The organism is Singulisphaera rosea (genome assembly GCF_054877945.1).
Genome location: NZ_JBTYIP020000004.1, coordinates 207,722 through 225,637, shown reverse-complemented (window position 1 = coordinate 225,637; position 17,916 = coordinate 207,722). Strand labels below are relative to the sequence as shown.

The window sequence follows — 17,916 nt, the reverse complement described above, 5'->3', positions numbered from 1 at the left end:
GATGCGGGGAAGCCGTCAGCATCCCGCGACGGGTCGTCGGCGTCGAGCGGATCAGAAACCCGTCTTTTAAGAAAAGAACGGGTTTCGACACGGGTTCTCATGGCAGCCGGACTGTCGTCTGACCGACCTTTGGCTGCGAGTCCACCGCTTCTGCCCATCGAGGAACGCAACGATGTCCGAAACTTTACTCCCCGCGACCGTGATCGGCAGTTGGTCGTTCCCCGGCTGGTATGAGAAGTTCATCGCCGACGTCGCGGCCCATCCCGGCCTATTCGGCCCCGTGGACCGCGAGGAGGCGCTCCGCGACGCGATCCGACTGGCGGTCGATGACCAACTTCGCGCGGGGTTGGACCGCATCACCGACGGGGAGATGCAGCGGGTCGACTTCAACCTGGGATTCTACGATTATCTCGAAGGGCTCGAAGCCCTGCCCATGGCTCGAAATTGGGGGGCCCCTGCGCACGACCAGCGCTCAAAATATCGCTGCGTCGCACCCCTCCGGGCACCCAATGGCCTGGGGATCGTCGACGAATATCGACGGCTCCGCGAGTTGAGTTCGGCCCCTGTGAAGATGCCGATTCCCGGGGCTTTCACGCTGGCGGGATGCCTCGCGGGGGGCGATGTCTATCTCGATCGTACGGCCGTGACCGAGGCCCTGATCCCGATCGTCAATGCCGAGCTGAAGGCCGCGTGTGCCGCCGGGATCGAGTTCCTTCAACTCGACGAGCCGAGCTTCGCCTGCCACCCCGACGACCCCGAAGTCTTCCTCGACGTCATCGCCAGGACCGTCGAAGGGGTCGACGCCTATGTAAGTATGCATATGTGCTTCGGGAATTATCGGGCGAGGGCCGTCGGCTGGCGGTCGTACTCCCCGCTGTTCCCGCACATCGGCCGCGTGAAAGTCGACCAACTCGCGCTCGAGTTCGCGAGCCGAGAGATGGCCGAGGTGGAATTGCTGGCGCAGCTTCCGGACACCATGGATGTCGCGGTCGGACTGGTGGACGTCAAGAATACGTGGATCGAGCCGCCCGAACTGGTCGCCGAACGGCTCCGGCAGGTCCTGACGCTGGTCGACGCCTCGCGGGTGTCGATCACGCCCGATTGCGGTTTCTCGCAGACGGCCCGGCATATCGCGGTCGCCAAGTCGAAGGCGATGGTCGACGGCGTCAGGCTCGTGCGTGCCTCGATCGGTGGGCAAGCTTCGTGAAGGCCGCTCACTTGGGTGCGGGTTGCGCCTTGGTGTCTCCGACGTTCACGTCGATGCTGGTCTTTTCGCTCTTCTGTTCGGTGATCTTCACGGGGGTCGACTCGGACTTCTCGGAGATCGTCTTGCCCGTCTGATTGTCGATCACCTTCGTGTCCTTGACCACCGTCACGTCTCTCGTTTTCTCTTCGCTGATGTGACGCTCCTTATTGGGATCGATGCCGACCGCGGACTCGGCGGCCTGGACGTCCGGGTTGCTCGACTCGCGGCTGCACCCCGAGAGGGCCTCCGCCATCCCGATGACCGCGATCGACAACAAGAAGGGATGGAAAAATCGCTTCATGATCCATTCTCCGGAAGAAGTTCGATACGACAGTTCTTATCGAAGACTTGATGCACATCCGGTGCCGGATCGGTGTCGGAAAGCCATTCGGCTGAGTGCCGGATTGTTGGCTTCGGGAGGAGCGAGCAGGAATGATCGAGCCATTGCGGTCGGGTGCCGAGTTACTTGAGGAGATCCGCACGTCCGAGCCGGGGCGAGGGTCGCTCGATATCTGGTGGCTCGGGCAGAGCGGCTATGCGTTGAAGTCGCCGGACGGGCTGCTCGTCATCGACCCGTACCTCTCGGAGCACCTGACCGCCAAGTACGAGGGAACGGCCAAGCCCCACGTCCGGATGACGAGGGCACCGTTTCGGGGTGCCGAGCTCGCGGTCGTCGACCTCGTGCTCGCGAGCCACAAGCACTCCGACCATCTCGACCCCGGGACGATGCCGGGGTTGCTGGAGGCTTCTTCCGAGGCCCGGTTAGCCCTGCCGAGGTCGCTGCTCGAGCACGCCAAGACGCTGGGATTGCCCGAGAATCGATTGGTCGGGCTCGACGCCGGAGAGACGATCGAAGTGCGAGGGTTCTCGGTCCGGGCCATCCCCTCGGCGCACGAAGGGCTCGACACCGACGAGCACGGCCATCATCTTTATCTGGGGTTTGTCGTCGAGTCCGAGGGGGTTCGGCTGTATCATAGCGGCGACACGATGGCCTACGACGGCCTGGTCGAGCAGCTTGGCCCCGAACGATTCGACGTCCTCTTCCTGCCGATCAACGGCCGCGACCCCTCGCGAGGGGTCGCGGGGAACATGTCGGCGGCCGAGGCCGTGACGCTCGCGGTCCGGGTCCAGCCTCGGTTCGTCGTGCCTCACCACTACGATATGTTCACCTTCAATACAGTACCGGTCGGCCGTTTCGAGGCCGAGGTGACACGCCTGCCTGGCGGGGTCGTCCCTCGGGTCTTGCAGTGCGGCGAGCGTTGGGAGATCAAACGGTGGGCGTGACCCTTGGGATCGACATCGGGACGTCGGGGACGAGGACTATCGCGATCGACGAGCGGGGCGTGGTCCTCGTCTCGGCCTCGGCGGAATACCCGTGCTCCCACCCTCGGCCGGGCTGGTCGGAGCAGGATCCCGAACTCTGGTGGACCGCGACGAGGAGCACCATCGCCGAGGTCCTCGCCAAGGGCCAGTTGAAGCCCTCCGACATCGCCGGGGTCGGCCTGAGCGGCCAGATGCACGGCTCGGTCTTCCTGGACGAGGCCGGCAAGGTCATCCGCCCCGCCTTGCTCTGGAACGACCAGCGCACGGCGGCCGAGTGCGCCGAGATCGAGTCGAGGGCCGGCGGCCGTGAGGAACTCATCCGGATGGTGGCCAACCCGGCTTTGACCGGGTTCACGGCACCGAAGCTCCTCTGGCTCCGCAACCACGAGCCGCAATCGTGGGAGAAGGTCCGACAGGTCCTCCTCCCGAAGGACTACGTCCGCTATCGCCTGACCGGCACGTTCGCGACCGAGGTCAGCGACGCGTCGGGGACCTTACTCCTCGACGTGGCCGACCGATGCTGGAGCCGAGAGCTGCTCACCAAGCTCGAGATCGACCCGGCGCTCCTGCCACCGTGCTATGAGAGTCCCGAGGTCTCGGGCAAGGTCGGCCGGATCGGGTCGGAGGCGACGGGCCTCGCCGAAGGGACGCCGGTCGTCGGCGGGGGCGGCGACCAGCCAGCCGGGGCCGTTGGCAACGGGATCGTCCGGCCGGGGGCGGTCTCGGCGACGATGGGGACCTCCGGCGTCGTCTTTGCCCACACCCGAGAGCTCGGCTTCGACCCGCTCGGCCGTCTTCAGCGCGGCTGCCACGCCGTGCCGGGGGCCTGGCACGTGATGGGCGTCGTGCTCGCCGCCGGCGGCAGCCTCCAGTGGTACCGCAACGAGCTCGGCAGGGCCGAGATCGAGGCGGCGAAGGCCCAGGGGGTCGACCCGTATTTCCTCCTCACCGACGAGGCCGCGATCGCGGGGCCTGGGGCCGAAGGCCTGTTCTTCCTCCCCTATCTCACGGGCGAACGGACTCCCCACTTCGACCCCAACGCCAAAGGATCATGGGTCGGCCTGACCGTCCGCCACGGCCGCCCGCACCTCGTGCGGAGCATCCTCGAAGGGTCCGCGTATGCGATGCGCGACAGCCTCGAACTGATCCGCGAGATGGGGGCCGCCATCGAGCAGGTCCGGCTCTCCGGCGGCGGGGCCCGCAACCCGCTCTGGCGCCAGATCCAGGCGGATGTGTACGGCGTCGACGTCCATACCCTCGAGTCGACCGAAGGGCCCGCGTTCGGCGTCGCACTCCTCGCCCAGGTCGGCACCGGAGGGTTCGCCTCGGTCCCCGAGGCCTGCGACGCGACCATCCGCCTCGCGGGGAAGACGCCCGTCGACCCCAAGACCCAGGCGTTCTACGACCGGGCGTACCCGATCTACCGGCAGCTCTACCGCGACCTCCGAGGCTCGTTCTCGGCCATCTCGGCGCTGGTCGATTCTTACGGACGTTAAGACGTCGAGGTCGGGAGGTCGGGACGTGGCCCATCGAAAGAAAGCAGCACGATCATCCAAGCCTCCCCAGGCGCCTCCTCAAGAGGCGCCCGAGGTTCCCGACGAGCCCTTCTGGTCGACGAGGAGGCTCGTGCTGGCGGTTGCGCTGTTGTTGACGTCCCACGCGACGCTCGCGGTCATGAGTCTCGTCCTCGAGAATCCGACCGTCGACGAGGTAGTCCACCTCCCGGCCGGCCTTACCTACTGGCAAACGGGGAGCTTTCGGCTCTACCACCACAACCCGCCCCTGATCAAGCTCGTGGCGGCCTTGCCCGTATTGGGCATGGACGGCTTGCGCGTCCCGTATGACTCGAAGATGTCGGGTTGGAACGACGAGCCGCCGAACAAGGCGGCCTTCGCCCATGCTTTCCAGCAAGAGAACGCCCCCCACTACTTCGAGCTCTTCGCCCGCGCCCGGCTGATGATCCCCTTGTTCTCGATCCTGGGCGGCCTGGTCGTCTTCTTCTGGGCGAAGTCCTTGTATGGGGCAGGGGGGGGACTCTTGAGCCTTTCGCTCTGGATCTTCTGCCCGAACATCCTGGCCCATTGCCGACTGGTCACCACCGACGTCGGCGCGACCGCACTCGGGGCGCTCGCGACTTACGTCTTCTGGCACTACCTCAAACGCCCGACCTGGTTCAAGGCCGTCCTCGCAGGACTCTGCCTCGGCATTGCCCAACTCTCCAAGTTCAGCCTGATCCTCCTCTACGGGATTTGGCCCCTCCTGGGAGTCGTCCACTGGCTCTCGAACTCGGCTCGAGGGGCACGCTTCGAGGGAATGGCCGCGGGGCTCGGGCGCTGGGCCTTGATGTTCGTCCTGAGCCTCTTCGTGATCGACGCGGGCTATGCGTTCGAGGGGGTTGGGATCCCTCTTGGCAAATATGAGTTCGTGAATAAAACGTTCACTCGAGACGTCCCCCCCGGGATGTGGCGACCGTCCAGCCCAGACGCTCTGCTCAACGGCGCGTATCGATACCGGGTCAACCTCTTCCGGGGGACCTGGCTCGATTCGCTCCCCGTCCCGCTCCCCAAGCACTACATGCTCGGATTCGACGACCAGAAGCTCGAGGCGGACGGGATCCCCGAGAGGTATCTGGATCCGAAATCGGAGCGGGACGAGCCCAAGGGTTACCCCGTCTATCTGGACGGCGAGTTGCGGCAGAAGAGTTGGTGGTATTATTACTTTTTGACGTTGGTCTACAAGGTCCCCGAAGGGACCTGGGCCCTAGTCCTGGCCTCGCTGGTGGTTATGGTGGCCTCGTCGCGGTCGCGGTCCTCGTGGTTCGACGAGCTGACGGTACTCATCATGCCGGTCGTGATCCTGTTCGTGATGAGCGTCTTCACCAACATCAACATCGGCCTCCGTTACGTCCTGCCGATCTTCCCTTATTTGTATATCTCCGCGGGGAAGCTCGTGCCCTGGGCGGCGGGGATGAAGGACCTTGCCCAGCGGCGGGCGGCCGGGGTCTTCCTGGGAGCGAGCCTGGCGGCGACGTGCGGGGCGACGCTTTGGATCGCGCCGCACTTCCTCGCCTATTTCAACGCCGTCTCGGGGGGCCCTTCGAACGGATCGGCCCACCTCATCGACAGCAACCTCGACTGGGGACAGGACCTGGTCGGGCTCAAGCGTTGGCTCGAGGCGAACGCGCCGGAGGAACGGGTCGGTCTCGCGTACTTCGGCCAGGTCAACCCGAACGTCTTCATGTTCCGCAACGAGGGGGGATTCCGGTGGTTCCTCCCCCCTCCGCTCCCCGGCACGGCCTTGCCCGAGGCCTTGCCCAAGAGTTATGCAAAGGGACGCCTTGACCCCGGCCTCTATGCCGTCAGCGCGTCCCTCGTCCGAGGCCTACCCTGGCGGGTCTACGACGACGAACTCCCGCGGTGGGCCCCCCGTGGCGTCTGGATGAACGCATACGCCTACTTTCAAGAGCTAACGCCGTTCGCACAGGTCGGGTATTCCATCCTCCTCTACCGAGTGACGCCCGAGCAGGCCGAACACCTTTCACGCCACTGGCGAGACGCGGGCGTCCCGCCTTTGAAAACGCCGTAGCGGCCGTCCCTCGAAACCCGTTATCTAAGAAAATGACGGGTTTCGAGAGAGGTTCTGGGAGCACCATTTTGCGTGCTCATTCGCCCGGCGAGAGCACCTGCGTGATGATTCCACCCCCTTCGGCCTTCGATTCCCACGCGGCGACCACAGGTCCGCGCCCGCCCGGGCCGCACGCGACGACCGGGTCGTTCGCTTGCTCGGCGAGCTTGAGAGGCGTCGAGCTTCTCGGGGTAAGTGCGAGGAGCCGACCGGGTCGGCTTTCGAGCCAGACGGTGAATGGTCCGTCGGCGGCGGACGTGGCCCAACCCTGGACGCCTCGGCCGATCGACCGTTCGGCGGATCCCGGTGCGGCGGAGAACATCCGGCCGCCTCTCATCCAGACCGTTTCGACCTTGCCTTCGGGGCTGACGGTGACGGCACCCCCGTCCATCGGGCATGCGTTGAGCTGCCAGGTCCCCCTGCCGAGCTTCTCCGCAGCGTGAAAGGATCGGCCTTCGTCGGTCGAACGGGCGATGTAGTGATCACGTGAGCCGTTGAGCGAGTTGCGCCACATCACGTAAAGCGTCCCGTCGGGACCGAACGCCGCCGAGGGGTGGCAACACTCGCAGACACTCTTACCCGAAGAGCGGTAGACGAGGGCATCGGGCTTCCAGGTGGCCCCGTCGTCTTCGGACCTTGCACCGAAGATCTCCATGCGGCCATTCCGGAGGTCGAGCCAGGTGCAGAAGACTCGGCCGCCGGGACCGGCGGCCATCCCGTGCAGGCCTTCGCGTGCGGAACCGGCCACCGTGTTGACCCGGTTCGGGCCGCTCCAGGTCTTCCCGAGATCGGTCGATCGCCAGGAGGAGACGTCGCCGTCCCGTCCTTTCCCTTGCGCCCCGCCGATCGCGGTGATGGTCACGGAGTTCTCCGTCGCGACCACCCTCGGTCCCCGACGCATTCCGAGCGCCAGGACTCCGGGCGATCCGACCGTGGAGGTCGTGAAGGTCTTTCCTCGATCGTCGGAAACGGCCAGCCGCACCGTGTCGCCGCGACCAAATACGACGAAGATCCGACCCTTGGCGTCGACCGTAACCTGCGGCTGTTTCGCCTCCTGATCCGGACCTCCCTCCGAGTCCACCCGGACGGGTTCATTCGCCCAGGCTCCGAGGCCAACTCCGTTCAAGGCGGTCGAGAGAGCCAGGGCCAGACAGAAACGAAAACGGTCATGCGTCATTGCCAAACTCCAGGAGGACAAAACACGGCGCGCCGGGCGACTGTCGATGCTCATTATTGTCGTGGGACATGAGGATTTCATCGATTAACGGAAGCGGAGTCTCGATCCAGGTCCCGTTCCCGCTTCGTCGCAGGTCACAAGAATTCTCATCCGAGGTATACGATCGGGTTGCCGAGGAATTCGATCGGGGGACGGAATATGTCCGCAGGGGCCATCTTCATCACGCTCGTGGTTGCTATGTTTCCGGCCCTCATCCTCGTGGCTTTGGTGGTCAAGCTTGCTGAGATCCGAGAGGCGAGCCGTTGGCCGGCGACGACCGGCAAGGTGATCGCGTCCCGGGTCGAATCTCGCAAGAACAAGCCGTCCGACGCGAGCTATGGCTTCAGCGATACCGAGGTGACGAACGAGCCGTTCGTCGAGTACGAGTACACGGTCGGCAAGCGAAAACTGAGGTGTCACCGGGTGACGATCGGCGAGAAGTTCGACGGGACGGAGTTAGAGGAGGTCCTCGAACGCTACCCGGTGGGTAAGGTCGTGACCGTCTTCTACAACCCGGCCAAGCCGGAGGTCGCCTTACTGGAGCGTACGCTCCCGATGGGGAGGATGACGGTGGGATTCCTCTACGTGATGGGCTTCTTCATCGGCGTCCCACTGATCGCCGCGGTCCTCTACTTCAACACGCTGGGATGGCTGAAGACGCACATGGCCGATCCCGGGCGGGCCCCGCTCGTCGCGATCAGCTCGGGCTTCGGCTTGGCCGTCGCGCTCTTCGCCATCGCGTTCTTCAAGCACGTCCGCAAGGCCTGTTCCTGGCCCGTCACTCGGGGGAAGATCTCCGAAGCCAACGTCGAGGCGTTTCGGCCGTGGCGAGACGGCACGTCGACCTACGGTCGAACGAGGACGCGCTTCAAGCCCGGTGTCGTCTACTCGTACGAAGTCGACGGCCGAAAATACCTCGGAGATCGGCTGACGATCGGCATCGTCGTGTCGTCAACCCTGCCGGGCCTCGCGGGCCGGACCGCCGCGAAGTATCGGGTCGGCAGCGAGGTCGACGTCCACTACAACCCGCTCAGCCCCGGGGAGTCTGTCCTTTCCCCACGCTCGTCCTTCGCTTACCTCCTGTGGGTCGTCGCCACCATCCTGCTCGCGTTTTCCTGGGCCCTGGCGACCGGAAGGCTACGCTGATCGTCCACAAGCGTTCAAGGGGCGGGCGGAATTCCGCAGATCGAATCATCGATCGTGTCATCACACATCCGTCGATGCAATTTGCCGTCAAAAGCCGCCAACTTGAACTCGTCCGGCCGTCCGAATTTTTTCTTGCGTCGCGGCTGGCTTAGGTTTACAACGTTCAGTCCCGGCGCGAAGGGGTCACTGAAGCAGGTCCGGGCGCTTCGACAGGCTGGAGACTGGGACGGATGAGCGATCAACAACTCGCCGCGCGAGCTCGCGCGGCGCTCGACGCCGGTGAAGGCATTTTGCGGTTGGCCCCGACCTGGGTGCCGCGCTCGTTCCTGATGCCCGGAGCCCGGCTCAAGCTCGCTCCCCAGGATCTCTACGCGTTGGGGACGCATCGCGGTGGCATCGACGAGCGCTGGTTCTCCTCGACGACGGCCGCGGCGAACGAAGGGGCTCCCCCCGACGAGGGGCTGAGCTATGTCGTCCACGACGGCGGCAAGTTCACCCTCAAGGATGCCATCGCCCTGAACGGCCCCGAGATGATCGGGGCGGCGATGTGGGACAAGTACAAGCGCTGGCCCGTCTACTCGAAGTTCTTCGACAACCTCGGCCCGATCCCGCACCACATGCACCAGTCGGCCGAGCAGGCCGCGCTGTTGGGCCTCGAAGGGAAGCCGGAGAGCTACTACTTCCCGCCCCAGCTCAACTGGACCGGCAATAACTTTCCTTATACGTTCATGGGTCTCGAGCCCGGGACGACGAAGGACGAGCTCCGACGCTGCCTCGAGCGTTGGGACGAGGGCGACAACGGGATCCTCGACCTCTCGAAGGCCTATCGCCTCAAGCCGGGGACCGGTTGGCTGATCCCCCCTTGCGTCCTGCATGCCCCCGGCTCGCTCGTGACGTACGAGCCGCAATGGGGCTCGGACGTCTTCGGGATGTACCAGTCGATGGTCGAAGGGCGCCGCGTCCCCTGGGAGCTGCTCGTCAAGGACGTGCCCCCGGACAAGCACCGTGACCTCGACTACCTCGTCGAACAGCTCGACTGGGAAAAGAACGTCGATCCTCACTTCAAGGATCACAACTATCTCGAGCCGATCGTCCACGCCGGTTCCGAGGCTGAGGGCTACCTCGACAAGTGGATCGTCTACGGCAAGGTCGACGGCAAAGACCTCTTCACGGCGCGTGAGCTGACCGTTTTCCCGGGCAAGTCGGTCACGATCAAGGATGCCGGGGCCTCCGGCCTCGTCGTCACTCAGGGCCGAGGGACCGTCGGGAAGGTCGACGTCGACTGCCCCGCCTACATCCGCTACGGCGAGGTGACGAAGGACGAAGTCTTCATCACCGAGAAGCGGGCCAAGGAAGGGGTGACGTTCACCAACACCGGCACCGAGGTGTTCGTGAGCCTCCGCTACTTCGGCCCCGACGTCCATCCCAACGCCCCGGCCGTCGGCGACTATCGCAAGGGGCGCTGAGGCCTCTCGATTTCTACCGGAGGCTCCGCCGGGGACTTCCGCACGAAGGCCGGTCCCCGCGGGGAAGCCTCCCCAGCTTCCGGGTTCCAACCGGCCAAGAGTCGGGAGTCCGCATTCAAGCTCCCCTTGGACCCGAACGTGGTCCAAGGAGTGTCCCCCGACCGATGAGCGCCCCGCCCGTCTACAGAGGAAGTGATGTCGATGAGCGCACAACATCCGAACAATTTCCCGAAGTTGCACAATGCGGCGTGGCCGGGCGTGGTCGGCAAGGGTGAGGGCTCCGAGCCCGCGATCGGCCTCGACACGATGCTCGACTTGACCGCGGCCGCGGAGGTCGACGGGATCAAGTTCGATGGCGTCGACCTATTCCTCTTCGCCCCGCACGTCGACATCGACTCCAGCGACGACGACCTCAAGGCGCTCGCCGACAAGGTCCGGTCGAAGGGCCTCACGATCGGCTCGGTCGTCGCGCCCGTCTGGCCCCCCACGGGGGGGGGCTCGGCGATGGATGAGGGCGAGGGGCGTGCCCAGTTCCTCGAACAGGTCCGCAAGGGCTGCCGGATTGCCAAGACGCTCCGCGAGCTCGGCGTGAGGCCCTACGGGGTCGTCCGGATCGACTCGGCGACCGGGCCGGGCGACTGGGCCAGTGACCCCTCCGGCAACCAGGCCAAGATCGCCGCGACCTTCAAGGAAGCGGGCAAGATCGCCAAGGACTCCGGCGAACGGCTCGCGGCCGAAGGGGAGATCTGCTGGGCCGGGATGCACTCGTGGCGGAAGATGGTCGACCTCCTCGAGCGGGTCGGCGAGCCCGAGACCGTCGGCTTCCAGGCCGATATGGCCCACACGCTCCTCTACACGCTCGGCGAGAACGCCCCCGAGGACCGGATCCTCCCCGAGAACTACGACTGGTCCGACCGCGCCGTCCTCGACGAGGCCCTCAAGACGCTGACCGCGGCGCTGCGGCCCTGGACGATCGACTTCCACGTCGCCCAGAACGACGCCACCGTCTTCGGCTCCGGATCGCACGACCATACCGGCCGCCACTGTTTGGCCACCGACCCCAACGGCAAGCTCGACATCCCGCACCACGCCGGCTTCTGGCTCCGCGACGAGTCGGGGACGCTGACGAAGGCGTTCCGTCACATCTGCTGGGACGGCTGCATGTTCCCCAACGCCGTCATGATGGAGCCCAAGACCTGGAACGACATCCTCGCCAAGTCGATCGCCGTCCGCGACGCGCACGGCTGGCAGGAATAAGACCGTCCCCGACCTCTCTCGACGATCACCCGCGTCCCCGACCTCGGGTCGCGGGCCACCTATTCCGACTCCTTGGTGCCCACTTTCCGCTTCATCAGGTGAATTCATGGCCGCGAAGAAACCCTTGAATATCGGCCTTGTCGGATACGGCTTCATGGGCCGGACGCATTCGAACGGCTACAAGCGAGTCGGCGACTTCTTCGACCTCGAGTATCGCCCGGTCCTGAAGGCGGTCTGCGGCCGGAGCGCGGAGAACGCCGCCGCGTTCGCCGAGAAATGGGGATACGAGTCGTCCGAGACCGATTGGCGCAAGCTCATCGAGCGCAAGGATATCGACGCGATCGACATCTGCACGCCTAATAACACCCACGCCGAGATCGCGATCGCCGCGGCCGAAGCCGGCAAGATGATCCTCTGCGAGAAGCCCCTGTCGATGGATCTAGTCGAAGGCCAGACGATGGTCGAGGCGGTCGAGAAGGCCGGCGTCGCGAACACGGTTTGGTACAACTACCGCCGCGTGCCCGCCGTCACCCTGGCCAAGCAGCTCATCGACGAGGGCCGACTCGGTCGGATCTTCCACTACCGCGCCAACTTCCTCCAGGACTGGACGATCTCCACAGACCTCCCGCAAGGCGGCGCGGCGCTCTGGCGGCTGGACGTGGCCGCGGCCGGTTCGGGCGTCACCGGCGACCTCCTCGCCCACTGCATCGACACCGCCATCTGGCTCAACGGGTCGATCTCGAAGGTCTCGGCCATGACGGAGACCTTCGTCAAGGAACGCAAGCATAACCTCACGGGCAAGGTCGAGCCCGTCGGGATCGACGACGCCTGCGCCTTCCTCTGCCGCTTCAACAACGGCTCGCTCGGTCTGTTCGAATCAACGCGATACGCCCGAGGCCACAAGGCCCTGTACACGTTCGAGATCAACGGCGAAAAAGCCTCGATCAAGTGGGACCTTCACGACCTCCACCGCCTCGAGTACTTCGACCACCGCGACGAGGCGGCCTTGCGTGGCTGGCGGTCGATCCACGTGACCGACCCCGATCACCCTTACATGAAGCAGTGGTGGGTCCCCGGCCTCCAGATCGGCTACGAGCACACGTTCGTGCACCAGGTCGCCGACTTCCTCCAGGGCCTCGCCTCGGGCACGCCGGCCAGCCCCACCTTCCGCGAGGCACTCGAGACCCAGGCCGTCTGCGACGCCGTGCTCGACTCGGCCGAAGTCGGCCAGTGGCAGACCGTCGTCCCCGTCTGAGAACCCTCCCCGAAACCCGGTTTTTAAGAAAGGCCGGGTTTCGTGACGGCGACCCCATACTTCGCGGCGACCATTGCCACCCATCGATCCGGGTAAGGGGGGCACTGCCCACCAGCCTTGCCCGGTGCCGGTGGGCAGTGCCCACCCTACAAAATGTGAGGACGCTCTGATGAAAACCGGGATGAACCTGCTGCTCTGGACCGACGTCGTCAAGGCGGAGCACGACGCGCTACTCGACCAACTCAAGGAGATCGGGTTCGACAGCGTCGAGGTCCCGGTCTTCGCGATCGACGACCGTGCGCCCTACGAGCGGCTGGGCAAGCGGCTCAAAGATCTGGGCCTCGGCGCCACCGCCGTGACGGTCATGTCGCCCGAGATCAATCCGATCTCGCCCGACGCGGCGATCCGCCAGGCTGCGGTCGCCCATCTCGACAAGGTCCTCGACCGCTGTGCGGCGTTCGGCTGCGAGATCCTCTGCGGCCCCACGCACTCGGCCCTCGGCACCTTCTCGGGCCAGGCGCCGACGGAGGACGAGTTCAAGTACGGCGTCGACACCTTGCGGCAAGTGGCCGAGAAGGCCAAAGGTCACGGGGTCAAGATCGCCGTCGAGTATCTCAACCGGTTCGAGAACTACTTCCTGACGACGGCCGTCGAAACCGCCAGGTTCGTCCGCGCGGTGGACCACCCGTCGCTCAAGATGATGTACGACAGCTTCCACGCCCACATCGAGGAGAAGGACCAGGCCAAGGCGATCGCGTCATGTGCCAAGGAGACGATCCACGTCCACGTCTCCGAGAACGACCGCGGGACTCCCGGGACCGGCCAGGTCCACTGGGACTCGTTCTGGTCGGGCCTTAAGGCGAGCGGCTACGACGGCTACGTCACCATCGAAGCCTTCGGCCGCGCCCTGCCGGCCCTGGCCGCCGCGACCCGAGTTTGGCGCGACCTATTCCCCGACGCCCTCGGCCTCTGCCGCGAAGGGCTCGCCTTCATGAAGGAACGATCGGCCTGAGTGGAGGAAGAGGGTTCGCCACAAAGGCACAGAGGGCACAAAGAGGATCGAAATCAAGAGGTTTCGATTTGATTCTTTGTGCCCGATCGAATGGGTGGATTCGACCAAATCGACGGGGCTTTGGACCAAAACTCGGCTCGTCAAAAATAAAACACAAAGGGAATCAAATTGCATTTGATTCCCTTTGTGTTCTTTGTGCCTCTGTGGTGAACCCCTCTCCCGATCAGACGCCGACTTTCTTGCTGCCGCGTTCGGACCGACGTCGCCCTTCCTCGGTGAGTTCCTTCTTGCGGAGGCGGATCTTCGAGGGGGTGATTTCGACGAGCTCGTCGGACTCGATGTACTCGAGCGCGACTTCGAGGGTGAGCAAACGGGGGGGCTTCAGCAGGACGTTCTTGTCGGAGCCCGACGCCCGCATGTTGGTGAGCTTCTTTTCCTTGCACGGGTTGACGACCATGTCGTCGGACCGGGCGTTCTCACCGATGATCATACCCTGATAGGCCTCGTCGCCGGGTTCGACGAACATCGTCCCGCGCTGCTGGAGGCTGTCGAGGGCGAACGCGACGACCTGGCCGCGGACCATGCTGACCATGACGCCGTTGGACCGCTTCGGGATTTCGCCGCGGAACGGTTGGTAGTCGTGGAAGTTGTGGTGCATCATCGCCTCGCCCTGGGTCGCGCTCAAGAGGCGCGTTTTCAGGCCGAGCAGGCCGCGGGCGGGGATTTGGAACTCGAGGTGGGCGTAGGCGCCTTTGACGTCCATCTTCGAGAGCTCGCCGCGGCGGGCCCCGACCAACTCCATCACCGGGCCCATCTGGCCGTGCGGGACGTCGACGACGAGATATTCATAAGGCTCGTGCACGACGTCGTTGAGGCGCTTCATGATGACTTCTGGCTTGCCGACGGCCAGCTCGAAACCTTCGCGCCGCATCGTCTCGATCAGGACCGAGAGGTGCAGGAGGCCGCGCCCCGAGACGATGAACGAGTCGCGTTCGTCGGTGGGTTCGACGCGGAGTGCGACGTTGGAGCGTAGCTCCTTGTCGAGACGTTCCTTGATGTGGCGGGTCGTGAGGTAGTCGCCTTCGCCGGTCAAGGGGGAGTCGTTGACGGTGAAGAGCATGCTCAGGGTCGGCTCGCCGACCTCGATGCGGGGGAGGGCGAGCGGCGCCTCGGCGTCGGCGATCGTGTCGCCGATCTCGACCGAGGAGAGCCCGACGATGGCGACGATGTCACCCGCTTCGGCCTTCTCGGCCTCGACTCGACCGAGCTTGTCGAAGACGAGGAGGTTGTCCACCGAGCCGGGGGTCACCACCCCTTCGGCCTTCATGAGCACCGCCTTCTGGCCCTTCCGAACGCTCCCGGTCGCGATCCGCCCGATCGCGATCCGCCCGACGTACTCGGAGAAATCGAGGGTCGTGCAGAGCATCGAGAACGGCTTGTCGACGTCGACGACGGGCCCGGGAACTCTCTCAACGATCAGGTCGAGGAGGGGGCGGATGTCCCCCGAGATCGCCTTCGGGTCGTGGGACGCGAAGCCGGCACGGCCCGAGGCGAAGATGTAGGCGAAGTCGAGTTGCTGCTCGTCGGCGTCGAGCTCGACGAACGTGTCGAAGACCTCGTTGAGCACCTCGTCGGGGCGGGCGTCGGGCCGGTCGATCTTGTTGATCACGACGATGGGGCGAATCTTGTTCGCGAACGCCTTGCGCAGCACGAACTTCGTCTGGGGCATCGGCCCTTCGAAGCTGTCGACCAGGACGAGCGCGCCGTCGGCCATCTGGAGGGTCCGCTCGACCTCTCCGCCGAAGTCGGCGTGGCCAGGCGTGTCGATGATGTTGATCTTGGTCGAACCGTAGTTGATCGCGATGTTCTTGGCGAGGATGGTGATCCCGCGCTCGCGTTCCTGGTCGTTTGAATCGAGGATGCAATCGCCAACGAGCTGGCTGGCCCGGAACTGGCCGGACTGCCGCAACATGGAGTCGACCAAAGTGGTTTTGCCGTGGTCAACGTGGGCGATAATCGCCACATTTCGAATGTCGTTGCGTCGAGTCATGGGAATGGAGTCCGCCGAGGGAGGGGCGGGCCTTTGGAATGGGCGTACGGCGAGCGCTACCGAGGACTCAGTCGAGTTGTTATCTTAGCCCAACCCCTCCCAACCGACAAGGGCGATTCCGCTCGCGGGCCGGCCTCCGAGACGTGAATCCAAATGGTGTAAGAACTTCGACCACGCTCTCGAACATAAAATCTCAAAAGAATTCGATCATTCCAGGAGTCGTCCAGGGCGGACTGATCTGCGAGACCAGGGTGTCTCGGGGGACTCGAGAGGCAAGGCGACGAGAATACACATCAGGATCACGGCGACCCCGTTCAACCGCGAATCCTCGGGCAGAATCCCGTCGAACTCGTTCGGCTCGGCCAATCCGTTCACGGCCAGGGCGAGGAATGACGCGGCGAAGAATAAGCATCGGAGAGTCGAGCCGCTCAGTGACATGAGAGTGATACCTCGGGTTTCAGAGGGGGGGGGACACATCACGGTATGAGTGTTCGGTGAAGGTCGATCACTCGTCGGGATGATGTGAAATGGAAACACTCGACGAGGTGAGATGTTAGGCGAAGAGTTCCGCGACGGGTCGCCCTCGCGTGACGGGGAGCGGTCGGCCGAGCCGATCGTTCACCTCGGCGCCCCAGTCGAGGCCGAGGGCGTCGTAGACCGTGGCGACGAGGTCTTCGGGGCCGGTCGGTCGGTCGATCGGCCGGGCGGCGTAGCGGTCGGACTTGCCGATCACCGCACCGCCGGTGATCCCGCCGCCCGAGAGCAGGACCGAGTAGCAATGGGGCCAGTGGTCGCGGCCGGTCGAGTCGGTGCCGTTCTCGCCCGTGGTCTGGCCCATGCGCGGAGTCCGTCCGAACTCGCCCAGGCTGGCCACCAGCGTCGAGTCGAGGAGTCCTCGCCCGTCGAGATCTTCGAGGAGCGCCGAGAGACACTGGTCGAAACGTGGGAGGAGCAGGTCTCGCTGTTTGGGGATGCTGTTCGTGTGCGTGTCCCAGTAGCTGTCCGCGAGATTGAGGGCACCTCCCCAGTAGACGGTGACGAAACGGACGCCGGACTCGATGAGGCGACGAGCGAGGAGGAGCGACTGCCCCTGCGTATGTCGGCCGTAGCGGTCGCGGACCTCGGGGCGTTCCTGACTCAGGTCGAACGCCCGACGCGCCTCCGCCGACGTCACGAGCTGGAACGCGCGGCGATAGTAGTCGTCTAGTCGATCGGGCTCGGGACGGTCGTTGAGCCTCGAGAACTGGTCCTGCACGACGCTCAGGAGCTCCCGGCGGCGGTCGAGTCGTTCCGGGGAGACGCCAACCGGGAGTGAGAGCTCATCGATCCCGAAATTCGGCTCGTTCGGGTCCAGGGTGACGGAGAACGGGTCGTAGGACGCGCCGAGGAACCCGCCGGTCTGTCCGGGCATCGGGATCCCGATGTCGCCGACGAGCGGGCCGGAGATCTGGACGAACGGCGGGACCACGACCGGCCCCGTCCGCGACTTCGCCGCGAGAGCCCCCGGGTTGGGGTGGTCGTCGGGTGAGCGCCTGATGTCGAACTGATCGCGGATGGGGGGAGTCCCGCTCAGCGTGTAATAGCCCGCCGGGTTGTGGGTCGAGAACCGATGTGACATCGACCGAATCAGGCTGTACTTGTCGGCGATTTTCGAGAGCCTGGGCAAATGCTCGCAGACCTGGATCCCCGGGACGTTCGTGGCGATCGGCCGGAACGTCCCCCGCACCTGCTCGGGGGCCTGCGGCTTCATGTCGAACGTCTCCAACTGGCTCTGGCCCCCCTGGAGGAAGAAGAGGATGCATCCCTTCGCCTTGGCTTTCGGCGTCGATCGGCCTCGCGCCTTCGCGGCCATCTCCTCGGCCTGGAGCAGGCCGGGCAGGCCGAGGCCGAGCGTCCCCAATGCCCCCACCCGTATGAAGTCACGTCGCGACACGCCGTCGCAAAGCCGGGAGGAACCGGCGGTCAATCGAATCATGGAATTATCCACAAGATAATAGATTTTGAAAGATAGGCGCGGAGCCTCCGGCTCGCGCCATGCCGTCCCACCTCGGGAATGGCGTCGGGATCACGGCCTGTTTTCGAGACAACGTCGATGTGAAGGGGCGAGGCGAGGGCCTCGCCTGCACGATCCGGCCGCCCACTCTCGCTCTTCAACGGAGCGTGCGGAGTGACCGTGCACGTGGTCCGATCAGGGACGACTCCGAGAGGCCTGAGGCCGAGCGGGAAGGGCGCATCGGCCGAACCTGGGGACCCTCCGAAGAGGCCGGGAACGATCAGGGTCGGGAGAGATGGATGGCGACGGATGTCGAGGACGAGCGGCG

Annotated in this window: 14 protein-coding genes; 9 read left to right on the top strand and 5 right to left on the bottom strand. The window is 65.0% G+C overall.

The features are described 5' to 3' along the window. The first annotated feature begins 172 nt into the window (after window positions 1-172). On the top strand, window positions 173-1,207 hold the full coding sequence (locus ACYOEI_RS09980) for a methionine synthase (protein WP_462849294.1): 1,035 nt from the start codon (window positions 173-175) through the stop codon (window positions 1,205-1,207). Window positions 1,208-1,214: 7 nt separating this feature from the next. Here ACYOEI_RS09980 and ACYOEI_RS09975 read toward each other — a convergent pair whose 3' ends face one another. Then, window positions 1,215-1,547 carry a hypothetical protein gene (locus tag ACYOEI_RS09975; RefSeq protein ID WP_462849292.1) on the bottom strand — a complete coding sequence of 111 codons (333 nt, stop codon included), beginning with the start codon at window positions 1,545-1,547 and terminating at the stop codon, window positions 1,215-1,217. Window positions 1,548-1,678: 131 nt separating this feature from the next. Between ACYOEI_RS09975 and ACYOEI_RS09970 the strand changes: the two genes are divergently transcribed. From ACYOEI_RS09970 to ACYOEI_RS09960, 3 genes are read left to right on the top strand one after another with little or no spacing between them, the layout of a single operon-like run. Beyond that, window positions 1,679-2,530 (top strand): MBL fold metallo-hydrolase, encoded by an 852-nt coding sequence (locus ACYOEI_RS09970; RefSeq protein ID WP_462849291.1) that lies wholly within the window; start codon window positions 1,679-1,681, stop codon window positions 2,528-2,530. Beyond that, window positions 2,521-4,065 carry a xylulokinase gene (xylB, locus tag ACYOEI_RS09965; protein WP_462849290.1) on the top strand — a complete coding sequence of 515 codons (1,545 nt, stop codon included), beginning with the start codon at window positions 2,521-2,523 and terminating at the stop codon, window positions 4,063-4,065. Before ACYOEI_RS09970 ends, xylB begins: the two co-directional genes overlap by 10 nt. A gap of 25 nt (window positions 4,066-4,090) precedes the next feature. Continuing rightward, window positions 4,091-6,154: an ArnT family glycosyltransferase gene (locus tag ACYOEI_RS09960; RefSeq protein ID WP_462849289.1), complete on the top strand. Its 2,064-nt coding sequence runs from the start codon at window positions 4,091-4,093 to the stop codon at window positions 6,152-6,154. A 76-nt stretch (window positions 6,155-6,230) separates the two neighbouring features. Here ACYOEI_RS09960 and ACYOEI_RS09955 read toward each other — a convergent pair whose 3' ends face one another. After that, window positions 6,231-7,370, bottom strand: coding sequence for a sialidase family protein (locus ACYOEI_RS09955; RefSeq protein WP_462849287.1), 1,140 nt, complete (start codon window positions 7,368-7,370; stop codon window positions 6,231-6,233). A gap of 198 nt (window positions 7,371-7,568) precedes the next feature. On the opposite strand from ACYOEI_RS09955, the gene ACYOEI_RS09950 reads away from it, so the two are divergent. From ACYOEI_RS09950 to ACYOEI_RS09930, 5 genes are all read left to right on the top strand, one after another. Further along, window positions 7,569-8,555, top strand: coding sequence for a DUF3592 domain-containing protein (locus tag ACYOEI_RS09950; RefSeq protein WP_462849285.1), 987 nt, complete (start codon window positions 7,569-7,571; stop codon window positions 8,553-8,555). 230 nt (window positions 8,556-8,785) lie between these two features. Further along, complete coding sequence (locus ACYOEI_RS09945) at window positions 8,786-10,021, top strand: hypothetical protein (RefSeq protein WP_462849284.1); 1,236 nt, start codon at window positions 8,786-8,788, stop codon at window positions 10,019-10,021. 201 nt (window positions 10,022-10,222) lie between these two features. Continuing rightward, the gene (locus ACYOEI_RS09940; RefSeq protein WP_462849283.1) at window positions 10,223-11,278 is read left to right on the top strand and encodes a sugar phosphate isomerase/epimerase family protein; all 1,056 of its coding nucleotides are present in this window, start codon (window positions 10,223-10,225) and stop codon (window positions 11,276-11,278) included. Window positions 11,279-11,384: 106 nt separating this feature from the next. Continuing rightward, complete coding sequence (locus ACYOEI_RS09935; protein ID WP_462849282.1) at window positions 11,385-12,533, top strand: Gfo/Idh/MocA family protein; 1,149 nt, start codon at window positions 11,385-11,387, stop codon at window positions 12,531-12,533. 169 nt (window positions 12,534-12,702) lie between these two features. Next, window positions 12,703-13,545 (top strand): sugar phosphate isomerase/epimerase family protein, encoded by an 843-nt coding sequence (locus ACYOEI_RS09930; RefSeq protein ID WP_462849281.1) that lies wholly within the window; start codon window positions 12,703-12,705, stop codon window positions 13,543-13,545. 223 nt (window positions 13,546-13,768) lie between these two features. Here the strand turns inward: ACYOEI_RS09930 and typA are convergent, their stop codons facing one another. The 3 genes from typA to ACYOEI_RS09915 all read right to left on the bottom strand — a co-directional run bounded on the left by typA (window position 13,769) and on the right by ACYOEI_RS09915 (window position 17,570). After that, window positions 13,769-15,595 carry a translational GTPase TypA gene (gene typA, locus ACYOEI_RS09925; RefSeq protein ID WP_462849279.1) on the bottom strand — a complete coding sequence of 609 codons (1,827 nt, stop codon included), beginning with the start codon at window positions 15,593-15,595 and terminating at the stop codon, window positions 13,769-13,771. A gap of 207 nt (window positions 15,596-15,802) precedes the next feature. Continuing rightward, window positions 15,803-16,033: a hypothetical protein gene (locus tag ACYOEI_RS09920; protein ID WP_462849278.1), complete on the bottom strand. Its 231-nt coding sequence runs from the start codon at window positions 16,031-16,033 to the stop codon at window positions 15,803-15,805. Between the two features lie 115 nt (window positions 16,034-16,148). Beyond that, window positions 16,149-17,570 carry a DUF1501 domain-containing protein gene (locus tag ACYOEI_RS09915; RefSeq protein ID WP_462849276.1) on the bottom strand — a complete coding sequence of 474 codons (1,422 nt, stop codon included), beginning with the start codon at window positions 17,568-17,570 and terminating at the stop codon, window positions 16,149-16,151. Window positions 17,571-17,916 lie beyond the last annotated feature (346 nt).

Coding starts and splice junctions, on each gene's coding strand:
- ACYOEI_RS09940 (WP_462849283.1), top strand. CDS start 10,223: ATGAGCGCACAACATCCGAACAATTTCCCGAAGTTGCACAATGCGGCG.
- ACYOEI_RS09955 (WP_462849287.1), bottom strand. CDS start 7,370: ATGACGCATGACCGTTTTCGTTTCTGTCTGGCCCTGGCTCTCTCGACC.
- ACYOEI_RS09975 (WP_462849292.1), bottom strand. CDS start 1,547: ATGAAGCGATTTTTCCATCCCTTCTTGTTGTCGATCGCGGTCATCGGG.
- typA (WP_462849279.1), bottom strand. CDS start 15,595: ATGACTCGACGCAACGACATTCGAAATGTGGCGATTATCGCCCACGTT.
- ACYOEI_RS09920 (WP_462849278.1), bottom strand. CDS start 16,033: ATGTCACTGAGCGGCTCGACTCTCCGATGCTTATTCTTCGCCGCGTCA.
- ACYOEI_RS09950 (WP_462849285.1), top strand. CDS start 7,569: ATGTCCGCAGGGGCCATCTTCATCACGCTCGTGGTTGCTATGTTTCCG.
- ACYOEI_RS09915 (WP_462849276.1), bottom strand. CDS start 17,570: ATGATTCGATTGACCGCCGGTTCCTCCCGGCTTTGCGACGGCGTGTCG.
- ACYOEI_RS09935 (WP_462849282.1), top strand. CDS start 11,385: ATGGCCGCGAAGAAACCCTTGAATATCGGCCTTGTCGGATACGGCTTC.
- ACYOEI_RS09945 (WP_462849284.1), top strand. CDS start 8,786: ATGAGCGATCAACAACTCGCCGCGCGAGCTCGCGCGGCGCTCGACGCC.
- ACYOEI_RS09970 (WP_462849291.1), top strand. CDS start 1,679: ATGATCGAGCCATTGCGGTCGGGTGCCGAGTTACTTGAGGAGATCCGC.
- ACYOEI_RS09930 (WP_462849281.1), top strand. CDS start 12,703: ATGAAAACCGGGATGAACCTGCTGCTCTGGACCGACGTCGTCAAGGCG.
- ACYOEI_RS09980 (WP_462849294.1), top strand. CDS start 173: ATGTCCGAAACTTTACTCCCCGCGACCGTGATCGGCAGTTGGTCGTTC.